The sequence below is a fragment of the Hyphococcus flavus genome (assembly GCF_028748065.1).
Lineage (GTDB): Bacteria > Pseudomonadota > Alphaproteobacteria > Caulobacterales > Parvularculaceae > Hyphococcus > Hyphococcus flavus.
This window is the reverse complement of record NZ_CP118166.1, coordinates 1,483,708-1,503,173: the sequence shown is the minus strand read 5'-3', so window position 1 is coordinate 1,503,173 and position 19,466 is coordinate 1,483,708. Positions and strand designations below refer to the sequence as shown.

At 55.2% G+C, this 19,466-nt stretch carries 22 protein-coding genes; 9 read left to right on the top strand and 13 right to left on the bottom strand.

The features are described 5' to 3' along the window. Window positions 1-40 precede the first annotated feature (40 nt). Both zapE and PUV54_RS07315 read left to right on the top strand, forming a co-directional pair. Window positions 41-1,174 (top strand): cell division protein ZapE, encoded by a 1,134-nt coding sequence (gene zapE / locus PUV54_RS07320; RefSeq protein ID WP_274494963.1) that lies wholly within the window; start codon window positions 41-43, stop codon window positions 1,172-1,174. Window positions 1,175-1,254: 80 nt separating this feature from the next. Beyond that, entirely contained in the window at window positions 1,255-2,526 is a 1,272-nt protein-coding gene (locus tag PUV54_RS07315; RefSeq protein WP_274494961.1) for a hypothetical protein, read from the top strand. Between the two features lie 9 nt (window positions 2,527-2,535). On the opposite strand, the gene PUV54_RS07310 is transcribed toward PUV54_RS07315, so the two are convergent. Continuing rightward, window positions 2,536-4,296: a sodium:solute symporter family protein gene (locus PUV54_RS07310; RefSeq protein WP_274494960.1), complete on the bottom strand. Its 1,761-nt coding sequence runs from the start codon at window positions 4,294-4,296 to the stop codon at window positions 2,536-2,538. Beyond that, window positions 4,296-4,589, bottom strand: coding sequence for a DUF4212 domain-containing protein (locus PUV54_RS07305; protein WP_274494959.1), 294 nt, complete (start codon window positions 4,587-4,589; stop codon window positions 4,296-4,298). Before PUV54_RS07305 ends, PUV54_RS07310 begins: the two co-directional genes overlap by 1 nt. A gap of 121 nt (window positions 4,590-4,710) precedes the next feature. Between PUV54_RS07305 and PUV54_RS07300 the strand changes: the two genes are divergently transcribed. From PUV54_RS07300 to PUV54_RS07275, 6 genes are all read left to right on the top strand, one after another. After that, window positions 4,711-5,955 carry a multidrug effflux MFS transporter gene (locus tag PUV54_RS07300; RefSeq protein ID WP_274494958.1) on the top strand — a complete coding sequence of 415 codons (1,245 nt, stop codon included), beginning with the start codon at window positions 4,711-4,713 and terminating at the stop codon, window positions 5,953-5,955. Then, complete coding sequence (rimM, locus tag PUV54_RS07295; protein WP_274494957.1) at window positions 5,952-6,482, top strand: ribosome maturation factor RimM; 531 nt, start codon at window positions 5,952-5,954, stop codon at window positions 6,480-6,482. Before PUV54_RS07300 ends, rimM begins: the two co-directional genes overlap by 4 nt. Window positions 6,483-6,953: 471 nt before the next feature. Continuing rightward, a complete protein-coding gene (trmD, locus tag PUV54_RS07290) occupies window positions 6,954-7,679 on the top strand; it encodes a tRNA (guanosine(37)-N1)-methyltransferase TrmD (protein WP_274494956.1) in 726 nt (241 codons plus the stop codon). Beyond that, window positions 7,676-8,044 carry a 50S ribosomal protein L19 gene (gene rplS / locus PUV54_RS07285; RefSeq protein WP_274494955.1) on the top strand — a complete coding sequence of 123 codons (369 nt, stop codon included), beginning with the start codon at window positions 7,676-7,678 and terminating at the stop codon, window positions 8,042-8,044. Before trmD ends, rplS begins: the two co-directional genes overlap by 4 nt. Before the next feature lie 128 nt (window positions 8,045-8,172). Then, on the top strand, window positions 8,173-8,715 hold the full coding sequence (locus PUV54_RS07280) for an SRPBCC family protein (protein ID WP_274494954.1): 543 nt from the start codon (window positions 8,173-8,175) through the stop codon (window positions 8,713-8,715). A gap of 74 nt (window positions 8,716-8,789) precedes the next feature. Next, window positions 8,790-9,506, top strand: coding sequence for a class I SAM-dependent methyltransferase (locus PUV54_RS07275; RefSeq protein WP_274494953.1), 717 nt, complete (start codon window positions 8,790-8,792; stop codon window positions 9,504-9,506). Between the two features lie 4 nt (window positions 9,507-9,510). Here the strand turns inward: PUV54_RS07275 and bioB are convergent, their stop codons facing one another. The 8 genes from bioB to PUV54_RS07235 form a co-directional block, all read right to left on the bottom strand. Beyond that, window positions 9,511-10,467 carry a biotin synthase BioB gene (gene bioB, locus PUV54_RS07270; RefSeq protein WP_274494952.1) on the bottom strand — a complete coding sequence of 319 codons (957 nt, stop codon included), beginning with the start codon at window positions 10,465-10,467 and terminating at the stop codon, window positions 9,511-9,513. Window positions 10,468-10,498: 31 nt separating this feature from the next. Continuing rightward, on the bottom strand, window positions 10,499-11,683 hold the full coding sequence (locus PUV54_RS07265) for an alkaline phosphatase D family protein (RefSeq protein WP_274494951.1): 1,185 nt from the start codon (window positions 11,681-11,683) through the stop codon (window positions 10,499-10,501). Between the two features lie 70 nt (window positions 11,684-11,753). After that, window positions 11,754-13,151 (bottom strand): M20/M25/M40 family metallo-hydrolase, encoded by a 1,398-nt coding sequence (locus PUV54_RS07260; RefSeq protein ID WP_274494950.1) that lies wholly within the window; start codon window positions 13,149-13,151, stop codon window positions 11,754-11,756. 73 nt (window positions 13,152-13,224) lie between these two features. Then, complete coding sequence (locus PUV54_RS07255; RefSeq protein ID WP_274494949.1) at window positions 13,225-13,734, bottom strand: hypothetical protein; 510 nt, start codon at window positions 13,732-13,734, stop codon at window positions 13,225-13,227. 87 nt (window positions 13,735-13,821) lie between these two features. After that, window positions 13,822-14,865, bottom strand: a complete 1,044-nt coding sequence (locus tag PUV54_RS07250; RefSeq protein WP_274494948.1) for an AraC family transcriptional regulator — start codon at window positions 14,863-14,865, stop codon at window positions 13,822-13,824. 65 nt (window positions 14,866-14,930) lie between these two features. After that, window positions 14,931-15,365 (bottom strand): SET domain-containing protein, encoded by a 435-nt coding sequence (locus tag PUV54_RS07245; protein WP_274494947.1) that lies wholly within the window; start codon window positions 15,363-15,365, stop codon window positions 14,931-14,933. Between the two features lie 282 nt (window positions 15,366-15,647). Further along, on the bottom strand, window positions 15,648-16,187 hold the full coding sequence (locus PUV54_RS07240) for a GNAT family N-acetyltransferase (RefSeq protein WP_274494946.1): 540 nt from the start codon (window positions 16,185-16,187) through the stop codon (window positions 15,648-15,650). Continuing rightward, entirely contained in the window at window positions 16,171-17,319 is a 1,149-nt protein-coding gene (locus PUV54_RS07235; protein WP_274494945.1) for a glycosyltransferase family 4 protein, read from the bottom strand. The genes PUV54_RS07240 and PUV54_RS07235 overlap by 17 nt, the downstream gene beginning before the upstream one ends. A 188-nt stretch (window positions 17,320-17,507) precedes the next feature. On the opposite strand from PUV54_RS07235, the gene PUV54_RS07230 reads away from it, so the two are divergent. Then, entirely contained in the window at window positions 17,508-17,873 is a 366-nt protein-coding gene (locus PUV54_RS07230) for a hypothetical protein (protein WP_274494944.1), read from the top strand. Here PUV54_RS07230 and PUV54_RS07225 read toward each other — a convergent pair. From PUV54_RS07225 to PUV54_RS07215, 3 genes are read right to left on the bottom strand one after another with little or no spacing between them, the layout of a single operon-like run. Then, a complete protein-coding gene (locus PUV54_RS07225) occupies window positions 17,846-18,484 on the bottom strand; it encodes a hypothetical protein (protein ID WP_274494943.1) in 639 nt (212 codons plus the stop codon). The genes PUV54_RS07230 and PUV54_RS07225 overlap by 28 nt on opposite strands. Next, entirely contained in the window at window positions 18,454-18,834 is a 381-nt protein-coding gene (locus PUV54_RS07220; RefSeq protein ID WP_274494942.1) for a hypothetical protein, read from the bottom strand. The genes PUV54_RS07225 and PUV54_RS07220 overlap by 31 nt, the downstream gene beginning before the upstream one ends. Then, on the bottom strand, window positions 18,819-19,316 hold the full coding sequence (locus PUV54_RS07215) for a hypothetical protein (protein ID WP_274494941.1): 498 nt from the start codon (window positions 19,314-19,316) through the stop codon (window positions 18,819-18,821). Before PUV54_RS07215 ends, PUV54_RS07220 begins: the two co-directional genes overlap by 16 nt. Between the last annotated feature and the right edge of the window lie 150 nt (window positions 19,317-19,466).

The following is a 19,466-nucleotide window of genomic DNA, read 5'->3' as shown; positions in this document are numbered from 1 at the left end:
CCAGTGACGTCATGGCGCAAACAGCTTATAGCGTACGCCAATGAAGGGGCCATTTCCACGATATCTAGAGCTCGTTGAGACACGCGCCCTTGAATCCGATCCAGCGCAGGAGGAAGCGGCGGAGCGGCTGCATGCGCTGTCAGAAGCTTTACAGAATTATCGCGGCCCTAAACAAAGCTGGTTTTCGAAATCACAAAAGACACCTCAAGGGATTTACCTGTGGGGCGGTGTTGGTCGCGGCAAAACCCTGTTGATGGACATATTTTATAACAACACATGCTTCGAAAAAAAGCGCCGCGTCCACTTTCATGAATTCATGGCGGAGATACATGAGCGGATCGCCGCCTGGCGCGCATCAGACATGGGCGAGAAGAAAAAGCACCGCGCTTTCAACCGGGACAGCCCAGATGACCCCATGCCGCCTGTTGCTCATGATATAGCGCAGGACGCGTTACTGTTATGTTTCGACGAATTTCACGTCACCGATATCGCAGACGCCATGATTTTAGGGCGGCTCTTTACTGCGCTGTTTGAAAATGGCGTCGTCGCTGTGGCGACATCCAACCGCCATCCTGATGATCTTTATAAAGACGGCCTTAACCGTCAATTATTCTTACCCTTCATTGATCTAATGAAATCTCGGTTTGACATACTGGAACTCAAGGCTGTGCACGATTACCGGCTGGCAAAGCTGAAACAGGCGCCTGTTTATTATCAGCCGCTCGGTGCTGACGCGGACAACGCCATGGATGCTTCATGGAAAAATATGATCAGCGGCGCGCATGAACATCCCGAAACTATTTCTGTAAAGGGGCGGACGCTAAAGGCACCACGCGCCGCGCGTGGCGCCGCGCGTTTCGACTTTTCCGCCCTGTGCGAACAGCCCCTTGGCGCGTCGGATTATCTCGCCCTGATCCGGCGCTATCATGCGCTTTACATAGACCGGATACCAACCATGGGGGCGGACAAAAGAAACGAGGCAAAGCGGTTTTCCACTCTTGTCGATACGATCTACGATGCGAAAGTAAAGCTGGTCTGTTCGGCGGATGGAGAGCCGGATCAACTCTACACCGAAGGCCATGGCGCATTCGAATTCGAGCGCACAGCCTCTCGGCTGATGGAAATGCGCACGCCCGATTACCTTGCCGCTGCGACGGAAAACCCAGAGGAATAACTACTTTTCGGCGATGGCTTTTCGGGCGCCGGCGAATTACTATCTCTTTTATAATTTCGGGCCAAAACAGGAACAAGCCCATGAACAGCCTCAGATCCTTAAGCATTCTTGTCGGCGGCGCCCTTATGATCGCCGTTCTTTACGGCATCGCGTTTGGAGACAAGGACACGAATGTCAGTTTCGATATCGAAGACGGTGAAGGGGTGCGCCATATCGTCAGCGGCGACCGCGGCGAGTTCATGCTACGTGATGATGACCTTACCATAGAAGCATCATGGCGCGGTGATTACGAACTGAGTGACGACGGCACGGATATCGCGAGCGTCGATAAGCGCCTCGAAATTACACGCAAAATTGACGATACGACTGAGCGCGCCGTCTTTGAAGATGATGGCGATACGGTTGAGCGCGTCTTTTACCGAGATCACGTCAAACAAGACGAAGGCGCCGCTACAGACGACGCTGTTCAGGAAATACTGTTAGCGTTCCTGCGCGCCAGCGGCGTTAAAGCCGACGAACGCGTATCCATCCTGATGCGTAACGGCACTGCAGCGGCTGTGCTGGACGAGATGAAACTTCTCTACGGCGATCATGCGCGCCAGCGTTATATATCAGCCCTGACAGAGCAGGCGGATCTTTCTCCAGAAGACATTAGATCGTTGATGGCCATCATATCGGAGATGGAAAGCGATCATGACATACGTCGCGCGATCGACGCGGTGTTCGAGAATGAGGCTGTTCCCGCTTCAGAACTGCCTATGATGATCGCAACCGCCCGAAAGGTCGATAGTGATTACGATCTTCGGCGGCTGGTGGAGATATTCGCCGATCAGGAACTCGACGATTCAACCACGCCGCTGATTTTGGATCTTCTGGAAAGCATTGAGGGCGATCATGATTTCCGCCGCGCCAGCGAAGAACTGTTGGAGAGCCAATCACTATCGTCCGCTGGCGCCGCACGCATCTTAACCGCTGCTGCAGAGCAAATCGAAAGCGATCATGATTTACGACTGTTGCTTTCTGACTCGGTACGGTTTTTGACTGACGATGTTACGACTGATGCCTGGCTTAAGGCGTTCTCAGCCATGGAGTCCGATCACGACAAGCGCGTGGCGCTGGAAGAAACCGGCGAGACGCGCGACCTCTCACACGGAACCATCGCCCGGCTTATTAATATCACCCGTGAAATTGAGTCAGATCACGATCACCGGCGGGCCCTTGAAGCATTTGCCAGCGCCGCCATGCAAGCACCTTCGTTAATGGCCGCTTATAAAGCCTCGGCGGAAACAATAGACTCCGACCATGATCGCCGTCAGGCGCTCGAAGCAATAGGCGAAAGCGCGGATGACTAACGTCGGCGCCTAATTGGCGCGCGCCGCAGGCGTTCTGATGTCATCAACCATCGCTTTGACGGATTGCGGGGTCGCTGACGTGAACCGCGCCGTGATGACAGCCGTCACAACATTCAACGCCATGCCGACCGCGCCGATTCCTTCCGGCGAAATACCGAATAGCCAATGGTCAGCGTCATTCACGGCGCCAAACCACGGCGATTTGAAATAGACAATGTAAGACAGCGTAAACACCAGCCCAACGATCATGCCGGCAACGGCGCCCTCGCGGTTGATCCCTTTAAAGAAGATGCCCATCAAGATCGCAGGAAAGAGAGATGCAGCCGCTAGGCCAAAGGCAAGCGCAACCACCTGCGCCACGAAGCCCGGCGGATTAATGCCAAGATAGCCCGCAACCAGAATGGCGGCCGCAGCGGCCCCGCGCGCCGCCATCAGTTCTGTTTTTTCCGTAATCTGTGGGCGGAAGGTTCGCTTCAACAGATCGTGGCTAATCGCCGTCGAGATCACCAGCAACAGCCCCGCCGCCGTCGATAGCGCCGCCGCTACGCCGCCGGCCGCGACCAGTGCAATCACCCAGGCCGGCAGCTGCGCGATTTCAGGGTTGGCGAGCACCATGATATCGCGATCAACGAAAATCTCGTTTCCACTATCAGTGTTCGCATTGGCCAGCAGCCTTTCACCGCTTGCACCGCGCATTTCTGAAAAGGCAGGGCGCCCTTCAAAAGCATCGCCGCTGCGATACTGGATGACGCCGTCATTGTTCTTGTCGGTCCAGGCGATTAGGCCGATATCCTCCCAGCTTTTCACCCAGCCAGGCGCGTCGGCGTAAGATTTCTCGTTGACGCTATCGATGAAGTTGAGGCGCGCGAAAGCGCCCACCGCAGGCGCAGTCGTATAAAGCAGCGCGATGAAAACGAGCGCGTAACCAGCGGACTTTCTTGCATCGGAAACTTTCGGGACCGTAAAGAATCTTACGATCACATGCGGCAAGCCCGCTGTGCCGACCATCAGCGCGAGCGTGATAGCGAAAACGTCTATCGTGGATTTGGTCCCGGCGGTAAACGCTGTGAATCCTAAATCAACCAGCGCGCCATCAAGTTTTTCAAGAACTGAAACAGCGTCTCCTGAGACATCGGATCCCAATCCTAACTGTGGAATCGGATTGCCGGTGATCAAAATGGAAATGAAAACCGCCGGGACGAGATAAGCAAAAATTAGGACGCAATACTGGGCCACTTGCGTGTAGGTGATGCCCTTCATGCCGCCAAGCACGGCGTAGAAAAAAACAACGCCCATGCCGGTAATGACGCCCCATTCAATGGGCATTTCAAGGAAGCGCGAGAAAACAACGCCAACGCCGCGCATTTGACCGGCGATGTAAGTGAATGAAACAACGATCAGGCAAATGACGGCGACGATACGCGCTGTTTTTGAATAATACCGCTCGCCGATAAAATCCGGAACCGTGAATTGCCCGAACTTGCGCAAATACGGTGCCAGCAGCAAAGCAAGCAAGACATAGCCGCCAGTCCACCCCATCAGGTAAACGCTCGCGTCATAACCGGCGAATGCAATAATCCCCGCCATGGAGATAAAAGAGGCGGCGCTCATCCAGTCAGCCGCCGTCGCCATGCCATTGGCGATGGGGTGCACATGTCCGCCGGCGATATAAAACTCAGACGTAGACCCGGCGCGCGACCAGATGGCAATACCGATGTAAAGCGCAAAAGATACGCCAACAAAAAGATAAGTGAGAAGCTGCGCGTCCATCACTGATCCTCATCGCTGACGCCGAAACGCTTTTCAATGACGCGCATGCGCGCGGCGTAAATGAAGATCAAAACGACAAAAACGATGATGGAGCCCTGCTGCGCGAACCAGAAGCCAAGCTTGAACCCGCCAATTTTAATCGCGTTCAGCGCATCTACGAATAATATCCCTGCGCCAAACGATACGGCGAACCAGACAGCAAGAAGCCCGCATAGAAGTTTGACATTCTCTCGCCAATAGGCTTGTGCATTCGCTTCGCCGCCATTGCTATCTTGCGTTTTTGCGTTCGCCATCTTCTTCCTCCGGCAGCTTTGAATATTGTTTTTGCTGTTTCCTGCGACCCTATCGGGATTCATTGAGATGTCCTATCCCTGAGCGGTTGCAAAAAGGCGGCGCCGGGCGTAACCGAAGCCAATGACCGGCCAAGCTGAACCATCATTGCGTCTTCCATTTGCGGAACTTGTCGCCATCACCGCAGCGGTGATGGCGCTGAACGCGCTTGCCATCGATATGATGCTTCCGGCGCTCGGCACCATCGGCGATGAGCTTGGCGCCGCGCGTGACAATGACCGTCAACTGATCATCATCGTTTATGTTCTTGGAAATGGCATCGCGCAGCTTTTTTTCGGTCCGATTGTCGATCGTTTTGGCCGCAAGCGGGTCCTGATGCTGTCGCTTGCCGGTTACGTTGCCGGTTCGTTGCTTAGCATCATCGCGTCATCTTTCACCTTGCTTCTAGCAGCTCGGGCGTTTCAAGGCGTCGCCACGGCCGCGACGCGCGTTTCGGTGATGGCCTCTGTTCGGGACCAATGCGCGGGCCGACGCATGGCTGAGGTCATGTCGCTCGCCATCACCATTTTCATGGCGGCCCCCATTCTGGCGCCAAGCTTTGGTCAACTCATATTGTTCGCTGCCCCATGGCGCGGGATTTTTGTCGCCCTGCTTTTGTACGGCGTTCTCCTGGCCGTCTGGACAGGCTGGCGGCTGCCAGAAACTCTGGCGCCGGAAAAACGCAAGCCGCTAAAGGCGGGCCCGATAATGTCTGCCTATCTGGCGTTTCTCCGGAACCGGGTTTCCATCGGCTACACGCTGACGTCGGCGCTGTGTTTTGGCGCGCTTTTCGGATATATCTCAACATCAGAGCAAGTGTTTCTTGAGACATTCGATCTCGGGAACAACTTCGCGATCGCCTTTGCTTTTGTCGCCGCATCACTTGGCGCCGCCACGTTGATTAACGCTCGATTAGTATCGAGGGTTGGCATGCGCAAGCTGACACACGCCGCTTTGCTGACATTCATCATCGTGAATGTCATCCACCTGGCGATCGCCTCGACCGCTGGTGAGACCTTCATATTCTTTATGTCATTCATGATGATCTCTTTTTTCGCCCTTGGATTGATTGGCCCGAATTGCATGGCGCTTGCAATGGAACCGCAAGGCGACAACGCAGGTCCGGCCGCGGCGGCAAATGGTTTTGCCGGAACCACAATCGCCGGCTTTCTTGGCGGATTGATCGGGCAATTCTATGACGGCACAACTATGCCAATCATATTGGGCTTTGCTATCCTGGGAATTATCAGCCTAATGATCGTTCTCTGGACAGAACAGGGCAAGCTGTTTGCTATTGGCGAAAACAGCACCAACGAAATACTGCCATGACAAGCCGTTCCGCCGATCGCCGAATTTGCCTCGGCGCCTTTGCCGGCGCGCACGGCGTTAAAGGCGATGCGAAAATCAAATCTTTTACAGATATGCCGAAGAGTGTCGCAACGTATGGCCCTGTCGAAACAGAAGATGGCTCACGGCAATTCACGCTGACGATCTTAAAGGAACTGAATAACGCCATCGTCCTGGTTCGCGCGCCGGAAATTCAATCGCGCGAAGATGCAGAAAGCCTCAAAGGCGTCAAGCTGTACGTCTTTCGTGACGCTTTGCCGCCGCCAGATGAAGACGAATTCTACATGGAAGACCTAATCGGTCTTAACGCCGTTGACGAACTCGGCGAAGAGCTGGGCGTCATCAAAGCCGTTTATAATTTTGGCGCTGACGATATTCTTGAACTTGCAAATATACCCGGCGTGAAGGGCGTCAGGCTTGTCGCGTTTACCAAAGACGCGGTTCCTGAAATCGCGCTTGCCGCACGCCGCATCACCATTGCCAGGAAGCATCTTGCATCAAAACTATAAATAACCCGGCGCGCGATGAAAGTTTCATGACATTTCCGCACTGATTGCGGCATTTCAAAAAAGAGACGCGGAAGTGTCATGTAAGCGTTATGCGAGTCTGGAACTCTGCCAGTCGTATATGTGATCGATGCTGATCTTTTGCGGTGATGAAAGTCGAGCTCCATGGCCAGTTATTCAGCCCACACAACATCGTCACGCCTTCCGGATTCACTCAAGGTTGCGAACCGCGAGCACGCACGCCCCGAATTTTTGGACCGGCTGGGTCTCGCGGTTTTAATCACCGGCTTATTGATCGCTGGCGGCCACATCAAGTTGAGGTCTAAATCTTCATCCGTAAAAGCTGCAAGACGCCGGCGACTTTGGCGGCTGACCCGTCCAGCCGCACAGACAGCAGCCTAAGCCCGCTACCGGCGCGTTCTCCGTCACCACGACTTCTTGCGCCCATACCGCCATCGTGCGATTTGACCGTCCATGTGGCGCGCAACCGTTTTGACCCTCTATCCGGAACTCTTTCCCGGTCCGCTCAACGCGTCGATCCTTGGGCGCGGCGCAGCGGACGGCCACTGGACGCTCGACACGGTCAATATTCGGGACTTTTCCGACAACAAGTACGGGTCGGTAGACGATACACCGGCAGGCGGCGGTGCAGGGCTGGTCATGCGGGCCGATATTCTGGCGGCGGCTATTGATAGTGCACCCCGAAACGACCGGCCAATTCTCTGCCTTTCGCCCCGGGGAAAGCCGCTAACTCAGGCACGCGCAAGGTCGCTGTCACAGGGACCCGGGCTGATCGCCCTGTGCGGCAGGTTTGAGGGCATCGACGAACGGATTTTCGAGGCTAGGGGCGTCGAAGAAGTCTCAATCGGGGATTTTGTGCTGGCAGGCGGCGAAATCGCCGCCATGGCCCTGATCGAGGCTTGCGTCCGGCTCATTCCGGGGGTATTGGGCTCGGCTTCATCCCTTGGGGAAGAAAGCTTTGAGGACGGGTTGCTGGAATACCCCCAGTACACGCGCCCGAGAGAATTTGAAGGCCGGGCGATCCCGGATGTGCTGCTTTCAGGCGATCACAAGAAAATCGCCGAATGGCGGCAAAAAATGGCGGAAGAAATAACGCGGACGCGACGACCGGACCTTTTCGAGGGGTTTTCATCTAACGGTCCTATCCGGCGCGACAACAACAAGGAACCGAAACGATGAACATCATCGAGCAGCTCGAAAAAGAGCACATGGAAGAACTTGGCAAGACCGTGCCGGAGTTCGCCGCAGGCGACACAGTCAAGGTCAACGTCAAAGTGAAAGAAGGCGACCGTGAGCGAATTCAGGCGTTCGAAGGCGTCTGCATCGCGAAAAACGGCGGCGGCCTCAATGAGAGCTTTACCGTTCGCAAGATTTCTTTCGGCGAAGGCGTTGAGCGCGTATTTCCAGTCTATTCACCACTGGTGGATTCCATTGAAGTTGTACGCCGCGGCAAGGTACGCCGCGCGAAACTTTACTATCTGCGCGAACGCCGCGGAAAATCCGCCCGTATCGCAGAAAAGGTGGATCGCAGCAGAGCCAAGTAAATCTGCCGCACTTGTTGCCAGTTCTAACGGGGCCTGTTGGGCCCCGTTTCTTTTTGCACCAGCGAAGATGACAGCTCCGCCCCGGCCTGTTAACCTTTTCTCAGAACTGTCGTCAGGGGGACGAGGTTATGTTGAACAAGCTGCTAGGCGGTCTCATAGGCTTTGTCGCCGCGCTTTTCCTGCTCGGCTATACGCTGCCTGATCGGACCCAGTTTCAGCGCGAAATCATCGTCGACGCCCCCGTCGAAGACGTTTATTCGCTGATCAGCGATTTTCACGAATGGGAAGCCTGGTCTCCATGGTCGGAGGTTGATCAGCCAACGGAGAATGTCGCCGTTGAAGGCGGCATTGGCCAGCAGATGATCTGGCATGGCGGGTATCCGGAACTGGCAGGCAGCCGGCATGAGATTGTCGCTTTAGCAGCGCCCGGCCATGTTGTGACAAGACTCGATCTTGGCCCCATGGGCGAGGCGGACGCCGCGTTTTCGCTTTCACCACTCGCTGATGGCCGCACCAAAGTCACATGGACATACCATGCGCAAAAACGCGAGAACGTGCCTTTCTACCTGCAGCCGATCGCTACCTACATGGGTTATCTAACCACACCGCTGTTAAGCCCTACCTACGAACAAGGCCTCGCCAATCTTAAGCGCGCAGCAGAAGCGGATTAGTCGCAGTTGCCATTTCTTGCTTCATGCCCATCTGAACTCTAGCGTTCAGATATTGCATACATGAGAGCAGTGCGTTGAACCCCGAATACAAAGAAATATTCGATAAACGCGGCGGGTCTTATCACGCCGCCATGCGGGCGTTCCCACATGCGCGTCGTGCTGAATTTGAGGCCGTATTCGCAGCCACGCAATTTACTGAAAGCGATGTCATCATCGATATTCCGGCAGGCGGCGCGTATCTTTTAGAATACCTGCCCGAATACATACGTTATTTTCCGCGCGAGATCACGCCGGGGTTCTCAAAGGACGCCATGCTCGTCAACTGGTCTGGCGACTGGGAGGCGCCCCTTGCCGATCATGTGGTCACCCTCGCTGCAACACACCACTTTCATGATCACGCTCGCGCTATCGATCGCGCGCTTGCCGCATTACGCCCCGGCGGCGTTCTCCACCTCGCCGATGTCGATGTTGAATCACCGGTAGGCGCCTTTTTAGACGGGTTTGTCGGCGCCCACACGCCGACAGGCCATGCCGGGCATTATCTCCCGCCAAAGGGCGATGCTTTTTATATTCCGTATCAGATCACACGTCACAAAACGGTAGCAACGCCATGGCGCTTTTCGTCCAAGGATGACGCGGGCAGGTTTTGCATTGCCTTGTTCGGCCTTCAACTGGATGAACCAAAACGCGTTATCGACGCATTACAGCAATACGGTATCGATGTCAGCGAGGAAGATGGCGAAGCCGTCATCGACTGGCGGCTGACTTATATTGATATTGTTAAAGTTTGATCATTCAGATCAGCTTTACACCAAGATCCTCAAACAATTTTGCATCTTTGTCCTGACCCGGATTATTGGTCGTTAATAGCTCATCCCCGACGAAGATCGAATTGGCGCCGGCGAGAAAGCACAAGGCTTGCGTTTCTTCGCTCATGTTTTCGCGCCCAGCCGATAGGCGCACAAAGGATTTCGGCATCAAAATGCGCGCAACAGCAATGAGTCTGGCGAACTCCAGCCCCGAAACTGGTTGGGAGTCACTTAACGGCGTACCCTTGATCGGCATCAGCGCGTTGATCGGCACGGATTCAGGCGGCGGCGTCATATTCGCCAGCGCGAGAAGAAATCCTGCGCGGTCTTCGATTTTTTCGCCCATCCCGACAATGCCGCCGCAACAGACTTTCATGCCTGAACGACGCACCGTCTCCAGCGTGTCGATACGGTCCTTAAATGTCCGTGTCGTGATCACTTGTTCATAGTATTCCGGCGACGTATCGATATTGTGGTTGTAATAATCGAGCCCGGCTTCACTAAGCCGGCTGGCTTGTTCTTCGCTCAGCATGCCTAGCGTCATGCAGGTTTCAAGCCCAAGCGATTTTACTTCCGCGACCATGTCGCAAAGCGCTTCCATGTCCTTGTCTTTGGGTGAGCGCCATGCAGCGCCCATGCAAAACCGGGAGGCGCCTTCGGCCTTGGCGCGCTTTGCCTCAGCAATGACGGCTTCCTTTTCCATCAACTTTGAGGCTTTCAGGCCGGTTTTGAAGTGCGCCGACTGGCTGCAGTAACCGCAATCTTCCGGACAGCCGCCGGTTTTAATAGACAGCAGCCGCGATGCCTGAACCTCGTTCGGGTTGAAATTTTGACGGTGAATTTTTGCAGCACGAAAGATCAGATCCGCGAAAGGCAGCGCCAACAACGCTTCTACTTCGTCTCGAGTCCACGATTTCTGCGTCAGCCTAGCGTCGCCGTCCATTCTCCGCTCCTTTGGCGTTTGAATGGATTGTCTAGCGCAAGCTCTCCAGGGCGACCACCTCGCCTTGCAAGGTTTCTCCGTTCTCGCCGCGAATAGTCACCTCGACGTCGCCGGCGGCCCAGTCGATTTCAACAAGGCCGTAATTTGCATCAATGATCATATCGCCGAGACGGTTCGGCCCGGGTTCCTGCTCATAGGGCTCGTTTGGATCAAGCCATGCGCGCAAGGGCAGGTTGAGTGACGACGAGGTCGCCTCAAACAGCGGGTAATCGTTGACGCCCTCTTTCCGGTAGAGCGCCGCCGAGTGGCGGTCGCCGGTGAGCATGATAACGCCGTTCGCATCCGTTTCGGCAATCAGCTTGTAAAGCCGCGCGCGTTCGGCGGGGAGCATCTTCCATGCTTCCCAGCCATGCCCATCGGCAATGACCTGTACGGATGAAACAAGAAGACGCAGGTCTGCAGGCTTTTGCAATTCCTCTGCAAGCCACGCCCATTGCTCCTCACCAAGCATCGTTTTCGCTGGATCGCTGTCCGGAATATAACGTTCCTTTCCCGGCGCGCCGCGCTCGTCAGTCGGTTTCAGCTTTGAGCGGAAAAAGCGCGTATCGAGCATAATGATCTGCACGCGCTTGCTATCTTCGCCGACTATCCATGAACCATATATGCCAGGGCGCGAGCGGCGCGGATCATCGTCAGGCACAGCCCAGACATACTCGAACAGGGCTTCAGCAGATTCCTTGTATTCGTATTCGCCGCCAGCGTCGTTCATGCCGTAATCATGATCGTCCCATGTGGTGAGCATGGGCGCTGCGGCGCGAACGCGCGAAAAGGGCTCAGACTGTGCAAGCCGCATATAGGCTGCTTTCAGTTCCGGCAATGACAGGTCGTTTGAACGAACATCGCCGTAAACATTGTCGCCGATATAGAGCGTCAAGTCCGGGTTCTCTGATGCGATCTGATCCCAGATGGACTGGTCTTCGTTTTGTTGCGCGCAGGACGCGAAGACGATGCGGGTCAAGGTTTTAGATTGATCCAAAGGCGCGGACGGCATCGGAACTGCTTGGATCCAACCCTGTGGCTCTTCAGGCGCTATCGAAAGATATCGATCGCCCTTAAAGGAATCGTTGCCGCCATCTACCTGCTGTTGGTGAGTTGACGCACACGCCGCTAATCCAATCGACGCAGCCCCTAACATCAACAAGTTCATCTTCACCATCACCTTGCCCTCCTGCTTTTCGCCAAGACTAGACTGCGAACATGACGGTTATGCAAAGCCCCGCAGGATGCTACTCGCTTTCAGACGCCCGATAGTCGCCCTCAAGTTCCGAAGCGACATAAACTGTCGCCGCCCACGCGGCGATATTTTGACGGAGCGCTTCCGGGTCAACTTTGTCGAGCGTGTCTTCCATCGTGTGGTGGAGATCGAAATAATCGCTGCCATCCTGATAAAGACGGAACACGGGAACGCCAGCGCGGCGCAGCGGCGTTACATCCGGACCACCGCCAGCCTGGTTATTTCCGGGCCCGATCCCGAGCCGGCGCAACGCCTTTTGATAAACTTGCGCTTTCGGCAAATGCTCTTCGGCGAAGCCGGTGCGGAACTGCCAGACCTTGCCGGCGCCAAAGTCGGATTCGGAAGCAAGCAAATGACGGTCAAGTTCGTCGGCATGAGCCTCTGCATAAGCGAAAGCGCCGAGAAGCCCCACTTCCTCAGAACCCCACATGATAACGCGGATCGTGCGGTTCGGCTTTCCCGGCAAATCGTCGATGAGTTTTGCGGCGGCGGTCGTAATGGCGATGCCCGCGCCGTCGTCAACGGCGCCAGTGCCAAGGTCCCAACTATCGAGATGGCCGCCAATAAGGATGATCTCATCGCTTTTGCCGGGGATTTCTCCGATCACGTTGCCTGACTCCACAACCGTTTTTGTATGAACCGAAATATCGACGCTGACAGTGACGGGACCATCGGCTCGCTTCATGGCGAGCCCGAGCAGATCAGCATCCGGATTTGAGAGCGCCGCAATCGGCACCGGACTAACGTCATCGCTATACCGCATATTGCCTGTGTGCGGCGTTCGGCCGTGGCTGGTTCCAGCAGACCGGATGATCGCCGCCACGGCGCCTCGTTTTGCTGCTTCATTCGCCGCGCCGGAACGTTTTGCCACCGCCCAGCCATAGCCGGACCCATCCTGCGTGCGCGACATGACTTCATCGACAAAAATAATCTTTCCTTCATACCCCTCAAGCGGCGCATCCTGCAGATCAAGGAGGGTCCTAAATCGTACGACTTCCGCAGCAACTCCGCCCTCAGGCGTCGCAACTGAATTGCCGAGCGCTGTTATCTTTAATTCTTGCGGGTATGGTGAAACGATTTCAGCCGTCTCGGTAACACGTTCCCAATACGGCATTTCAAATGTTTCTATGCGAACATTTTTGAAACCGAGCTGTTTAAGTTTTCGCGCACCCCACTCTCTGGCGCGGGCCTCATCCGGCGAACCCCCTAGACGGGGGCCAATTTCAGTCGTCAGGCTTTCAAGTAGCTCCCAGCCGACATCATCTTCGAGGCCCTGGTCGATAAGTCGGTCGACAGTGCGCTGTTGTTGCGATGAAAGTTCTGGCGATTGCGCTACAGCGGCGGCAACTGACAAAGATGCGACAAAAGCCGCAGCGACAAAGGTTTTCATGAACGCGTCCTCTTGAATCTCGAAAACCCGTTGTTTCGCCTTCGCGCGGCATGGTCAAGCCTTTGAGCCGCGCCTATTCCTGAGCCGCCTGCTGATCGAACCAGGCTTGAAACCCGTCAGACGCAGCGGGTGCGTAATAGAGCGCCTCAGGCACGTCTTTTCGCACTGCAGCGCAGTCATCGGCGAAAGCTGTGAACATCGTCGTCTCATGGCTCGGGGCGCCATAGGCGTTCTTGAAGGCGGCAATTAACGCCTCCTCCTCTGACTTTTCCGTCAAAATCCAGACCAGCGTCAACGCATCATCACCGAATACAAACTCCGCCAGTCTCGGCGCGCCGAAATAGGAAAACCCTTCGCAGTCAATCTGGGTTTGGCTTGATACCCCCGGCATAGACGGCGGGCTGATTTCCCGCAAATTCTGTTCAGTGCAGTGCGTCTCCAAGGCAGCAGTCATATCTGCTGCAGATGCGCCGAATGTGAGGACCGCCGGCTTCGTGACATCTTGAGCGGTCGCACAACCGCTAAGAACAATAGCGATGCAGAGGCTCATCGCCGCCGTTGACATTACTTTTTGGGCTTGCACGTCAATCTCCTTGCGAGGCTAAAGTTCCGAACCTGCCCCTATCCGCACATCAACGTCGTCCGAATACGTGAATTCGGACGTCCGAATTCATGAATTATCCTGCCTCGGCTTTCGAAACGTTGAGGGCGTCACACCATATGCGCGTTTGAAAACTGCGTTGAACGTCGATTTTGAGGAGAAACCTGACTCAAAGGCGATTGTCAGAATCGTGGTGTCGGCATCTTCGGGCGCGGTCAGCCGGCGCGCAGCCTCTTGAACCCGGAATGTATTGATATAGTCGCAGAAATTACGGCCGCTGACCTGATTGACCAAACGCGAGACATCACGTTCCGGTATGCCTGTCTCATTCGCAAGATCGAAAAGCGTCAGATGGGGCCGACGATACAGCGCTTGACGCTTGATCGTTTCGTCAAGGCGCTCAAATGAAGATCGCTCATGCGGCGTTATCCCTACCGCGCCGCCAGCATGGACAGAACGGAATTCCGTATCCGTCAGCCCTTCGAAATAGGCGGGGCGATTGAACGCATAATAAACAATAACCGCGAACAAGCCTGCCGCCGCCAGCAAGTTCACGGCGTAAAAAATTTGCCGGAAACCTGCGGGGTGCATATCGATGGTCATCATTCGCAAGACATCGATTGCCGTCAGTCCGGCGAAAACGGCGAATACAGCAACAATCCAGTTTAACCGAATAGTTTGGGAATCGGACCGCGTTGCGTCCGCGGCGCGATGAAAGCGCCAAATGTAGAAAAGGCAAGCCCCGCCATAGGCAACCAGACTGACCGCAGACATCAAGCGCACAAGCTGCAGCCCGTTACTCAAAAACAAAGCGACCGCGAAAGGGGCCAAATGCAACAAGTCCTGCACCCTCGGCTTTCGATTTATGAAGATGAGTTCGCAAATGAACAAGAAGAATAAAGGCCCGTAGAGCAGGCTCAGCGCCGGCGTCACCAGAACAGGCATATGCGCCGCCCCTGTCTCTTCGATGACGTTAAACGCCATGTGCATTGCGAAAACGATCAACAACGCCCCCAGTGCGTAAAAACGCGAACGGGCCGCGACGAATACGCCAGCAAGCGCCGCCGGAGAGGCGATCGCTATTTGTATGATATTGACCGGCTCGAATTGCATAAAGGCTCCGTTCCGACGTCTTAGCGGTGAACGAAGCCTTCGGGCAACTCTCGTGAAAATTTACCCTAGTGAGAGGCGAGACCGTTCGCCTTTGTTTTTCTTCGCTGTGCGAATGCAGCGACAACCGATGGCAACAGTTCGAACCCTGGATCGAACTCTGAATAATTGCAGATCAGCTCCTCACCAGCAGCAATGTCACGGAGGGCATACCCTTCGATGATCTTGGTGAAGTCCGTATTGGGCGTCAGGGAATGGTTCATGAACCGGCCATTGTCGATTTCAATCACCAGCATCTCCGGCTGGTCATGAGCGGGATAGGCATACTTCGTCAGGAAATCTCGCATCATCGGCGTTTGCTCCTGCAGCCAGGAAGACGGCACGAGCCGGTCAAAGCCTGGATCGTATCGCCAGATCAGGGCGCCTGCTTTAATGGGTTCAGAGGCGAAAACGCCCACGCCTTCGACGTCGCTTGCGGCGACGTGTGTTGAAACAAGCATCATGAGATGTCGGTCTCCAGGCCGGACAAATGGGGACGGCTGCCCCTGCGCGCCCATGCGCGCAAATTTTAGAAGTGATCGCCTTTGCGATCGGGCGCCCGTGCCCGCAAAATTCAGTTTCAATCGCCATCGCGATCAGCCACCCGCAGGCATTCGACAGCAACCACCGCCTACGCAAAGGTTGCCCGCGATTGCCTCGATGGCGATAAAATCAAATCGTCAAGTCAGGGAAAAATTCAAGAGGAAAAATGAGGTGCGTCTCAAAATGTTCCGAATGGGAACCACCTAACCGCCGAACCGGTCCAGCCATGCTGCCCGGTCGGCTGCCCAGACGTCAAGCTTGAAACTCCAATACTCAAAAATCTCGCCTGATTTCGTCTCACCGACTTTTTCCGCCACCGCCTGGGAATTACTGTTTTCAGGATCGATCACGGAAACGATCCTGGGAAGGTCAGGGAACTGATCAAAAGTCCAGCGGATTGTCGCAATTGCTGCTTCCGGGGCGTAGCCTTTTCCCCAATGTTCCGATTTCACCGCCCAGCCGCATTCCAGACCGGGCCAACCTTCCGGATACCATGGGCCGACCCGGCCTGCCCAATTTCCTGTTTTCTTTTCAAAAACGGAAAACCAGCCATAGCCGCGGATTTGCCAGTGTCCCAGAATGGACGCGGCGGCGCGCCACTCCTCAGCCCGAGAACGTGGTTTTTGGTCAGGCGTCAAACTCGCAGCGACAGCCGGATCCTGCATCATGACGATGTGATTTTCCACATCTTCGGCAGCCATCGGCCTTAGAACCAGCCGCTCAGTTTCAATTTCGATTGTCATGCCTTTGCCTTGCCAGTTTTTCCATGATTGTTTCCACGCGCCGGGCGTTTCCTGCCCAGGTATAATCCTGACGCTGAATAGTCTCACGCGCGCCTGCGCCAAGCTTACGCCGTAAGTCTGCTTTATTCACCAGCATATCAAGCGCCGCCGCGAATCCCTCGCCGCGAAAAAGCAGGCCGTCCTCACCATCCTTGAGCACTTCCATGATGTTTGGGGCGTCCGGGGCCAAAACAGGTTTGCCGAGCGCCATGTATTCGAACAATTTAAGCGGCGACGCATATTCGACCACCGCCGGCTGAAGCGCAATGTCAAAAGCGGACACATAAGTCGGCATCGCATCGCGTTGAACAACGCCGGTCACGGTTAACTGTTGCGCCACCCCCAGCTCCTGCGCGAGAGACTGCAAAGGCGCAATGGCGGGACCATCGCCGACCACCAACAAGTGCAAATCTTCTCTTCCCGATTGCGCCAGGTATCGCAAGGCGCGATCAACGCCGTGCCATTCGCGTACAAAACCGCTGAAGCCCAGGACCAACTTGCCTTGAAGCCCGTACCGCTCGCGAACGGGCGAAGGGTCGACGTGTTCAAGAAACGCCTGATCCACACCATTCTGGATAACTTCAATGTTCTCTTCAGCAACGCCAGCAGCGCGGACATATTCGGCAAGCGTATTCGTCACCGGCAAGACTTTATCCGCCGCACGCCAGATCATAGCCTCATTGCGTCGGGCGAATCCTTTGAACGCTAAATTCCCGTGCACTTTGCGTTCTTCGGCAAGCGGGCTGTTGACCTCTAAAATCAGCGGAACGCCGGTTCGCCGCCGCAACCAGACGCCCGCAAAGTAGTGGAGATTATAACGCTCATAAAGCACATCCGGACTTTGTGCTTGAGCGCATTTCGCCATCCGGACATACCCGCGCGCCGAATAAGCAAACTCCGCACACTCATAAATCGCACCGGGCAAGTGTGCGCGAAGGCCCGGCTTCTTTGCATCAAGCTGCTTTGCGCCTGCAGACGCCGGCCCTGCCATGATAATCTCGTGCCCGCGCGCCTCCAGCGCGCGAGTCAGCGCCTCAATATGGACCCACTGACCGTCTGCAGATTGAGTACGATGGGAATAGAGCACTTTCATAAGGCGCGTTTTATCCTGATGCGATCCGCCCGCATACGTCAAAAAGGCGAAAATCAACAATCGTTCACAAGCGAAAAGCGTAAATGCATCAAAAAGCGAAAGAACATCATGCCAGCGTCATGAATAGGACTTGCATGCTCATCCCCACGCTAGCAACATGAACGTTGTTATAAGACCGGGGAATCAAAATGCGCCGTTTATTAATTGTTGCATCATGCGTAGCTGGTTTTTCTACTTCGCCTTTATACGCGCATCCCGGATCGAAAATCCTGACGACAGGCTCCGGTGATCGCACGGCGATGACAGGCAGCGTGCATTATGAAGATGTCAACGGCGTTCATATTTTTCGCGGCGGGTCAGCGCCGCAAGAAGATGTACTCCTTGGCGGATCCGATTACGAACCGCTTATGAGCAAGCGGATTGAAATCAAAATTGAACGTACGCCTTTCCGCCGGATCAGGAGCCTGCGGACGCAAGGTTTTTATTCCGGCGCCGCACATCCGTCCCGCCGTTACACCCAAGGATTTTATAGCGGGCCCATGGGCGGCCGCTGAGCTGGCGGCTGTTTGGTCTCTTTCTTTGGTTTCAGTGCCGGCGGCGCTACGACATTGATGTTGTCAATTGATCGCGCGGCGGTGTTCTCCCCAGAATTTGGATTCACTATTAACGGCGCTGCAGACACATCAGTTGGCTGAACCGCTGCGACGCCTTGAGGCGGCGTCTGACGCGCTCCATGCAGGTTTGCCGGCAACCCCATACGCAGCATTTCTAGCTCGAGGCTCAATCGCGCAATTTCAAGCTTGTAGAGCTTGGTGCAATCAGGCCGCTCTGGCCGGTCCCCGAGCGGCACCACAACACGCCCGTAGAGCGCCGCTGTGTCGCGATTATAAACATCCTGGGAACCGATGAGGCCAACGTCTAGGTAAGCCCCGCCACTCGCCACAGCCGTTTGGCACGACATGCCGGATGCGCCGCGAACAATGTCCTGACCGTGCACGATCGGCGGGCTTGGCAGGTAGACGCTGTTCTGGTTGTAAACCGAACTTTGCGACGGAACGACCAAAGCCGGGTTATAGCCTTGCACATTCTGTTGTTGCGCTTGCGCTTCAATTTCAAACGCCATCATTAGTGATGTTATCGCCGCGTAATAATGTACTTTCCGCATACCTCCCCCCGCATCATGGCGCCTTCGCCGGTGGCAAAAAATTGTGACGTCAAACACACTTCAATATGCCGGCTGACAGGGCTTTCTCCCCACACATAAAACCCTGCGATATCATTTGGCGGCACGATGAGAGTATGCGCCGTCGCAGCGACGCCACGCGCCGGGCCGCCGTCTTCATTTAAAATGCGCACTTGAAACCGTTGCGCTGACGGGTACGGATTGTAGGCCTTTAGCTGGACCGCAAACCGATCCGTATAGGTTGTGACAGACTTTTCCATCGGCGCCAGCGCTTGCGCAAATGCGCCGCTTGCCGACAACATGATCGAGCAGGCCATCAAGAAGATTCGCATCGGACCGTCACCGGAAGCTGGTATGCGCCCGCCGGGAAAACACCTGCGGATTTATCCGCCGTTACGCCAACACTGACGGTCGATAGGCCGAGACCCAGCGGCGATAATACGCCCTCAAGAACATCATTCAGGATCGTCACGCCTGTCGCGCTGAAAAGCGCGCTATAGGTCACGTTGGCATCGCCGCCGGCGGGCATTGATGAAAAACCCGTCGGCGTATCAACCACAAGGTTAAAATTCGTGCTGGTCGTTGTTACCGTTGCGCCGCCTCGGGACCCGCCGCCAATTTCGCTCGACAACTGCGTATAAGTGGCGTTGGGCGCTATCGTTCCCGAACCGGTGATCAACAAGACGCACACGTCCAGAATAAGACCGTCAAATTGAACATTGCCGCTGGTTTGCGCGCGCGCATCAACCGCAAACATGACAAGGCTGGCAATTCCCAAAATCGCGCCTGCCCGCATACATGAAAACACCGCCATACAAACTCTCGTCACTCATAAGCTGCAGCTACCCACTGCCGGTTTCGGAACAACGATTATCGTAATGACGTCACCAATCTCTTAACCATCAAGTAGGTTTCAACCGTGTACGAACTTTAATTTATGCTCATATCGAAACGCTTGCCTCAA

Coding starts and splice junctions, on each gene's coding strand:
- PUV54_RS07245 (WP_274494947.1), bottom strand. CDS start 15,365: ATGATGCTTGTTTCAACACACGTCGCCGCAAGCGACGTCGAAGGCGTG.
- PUV54_RS07230 (WP_274494944.1), top strand. CDS start 17,508: ATGCGCCGTTTATTAATTGTTGCATCATGCGTAGCTGGTTTTTCTACT.
- PUV54_RS07240 (WP_274494946.1), bottom strand. CDS start 16,187: ATGACAATCGAAATTGAAACTGAGCGGCTGGTTCTAAGGCCGATGGCT.
- zapE (WP_274494963.1), top strand. CDS start 41: ATGAAGGGGCCATTTCCACGATATCTAGAGCTCGTTGAGACACGCGCC.
- PUV54_RS07280 (WP_274494954.1), top strand. CDS start 8,173: ATGTTGAACAAGCTGCTAGGCGGTCTCATAGGCTTTGTCGCCGCGCTT.
- PUV54_RS07220 (WP_274494942.1), bottom strand. CDS start 18,834: ATGCGAATCTTCTTGATGGCCTGCTCGATCATGTTGTCGGCAAGCGGC.
- PUV54_RS07250 (WP_274494948.1), bottom strand. CDS start 14,865: ATGCAATTCGAGCCGGTCAATATCATACAAATAGCGATCGCCTCTCCG.
- PUV54_RS07300 (WP_274494958.1), top strand. CDS start 4,711: ATGACCGGCCAAGCTGAACCATCATTGCGTCTTCCATTTGCGGAACTT.
- PUV54_RS07305 (WP_274494959.1), bottom strand. CDS start 4,589: ATGGCGAACGCAAAAACGCAAGATAGCAATGGCGGCGAAGCGAATGCA.
- PUV54_RS07265 (WP_274494951.1), bottom strand. CDS start 11,683: ATGGTGAAGATGAACTTGTTGATGTTAGGGGCTGCGTCGATTGGATTA.
- rimM (WP_274494957.1), top strand. CDS start 5,952: ATGACAAGCCGTTCCGCCGATCGCCGAATTTGCCTCGGCGCCTTTGCC.
- PUV54_RS07260 (WP_274494950.1), bottom strand. CDS start 13,151: ATGAAAACCTTTGTCGCTGCGGCTTTTGTCGCATCTTTGTCAGTTGCC.
- rplS (WP_274494955.1), top strand. CDS start 7,676: ATGAACATCATCGAGCAGCTCGAAAAAGAGCACATGGAAGAACTTGGC.
- PUV54_RS07215 (WP_274494941.1), bottom strand. CDS start 19,316: ATGGCGGTGTTTTCATGTATGCGGGCAGGCGCGATTTTGGGAATTGCC.
- bioB (WP_274494952.1), bottom strand. CDS start 10,467: ATGGACGGCGACGCTAGGCTGACGCAGAAATCGTGGACTCGAGACGAA.
- PUV54_RS07315 (WP_274494961.1), top strand. CDS start 1,255: ATGAACAGCCTCAGATCCTTAAGCATTCTTGTCGGCGGCGCCCTTATG.
- PUV54_RS07225 (WP_274494943.1), bottom strand. CDS start 18,484: ATGCGGAAAGTACATTATTACGCGGCGATAACATCACTAATGATGGCG.
- PUV54_RS07310 (WP_274494960.1), bottom strand. CDS start 4,296: ATGGACGCGCAGCTTCTCACTTATCTTTTTGTTGGCGTATCTTTTGCG.
- trmD (WP_274494956.1), top strand. CDS start 6,954: ATGTGGCGCGCAACCGTTTTGACCCTCTATCCGGAACTCTTTCCCGGT.
- PUV54_RS07235 (WP_274494945.1), bottom strand. CDS start 17,319: ATGAAAGTGCTCTATTCCCATCGTACTCAATCTGCAGACGGTCAGTGG.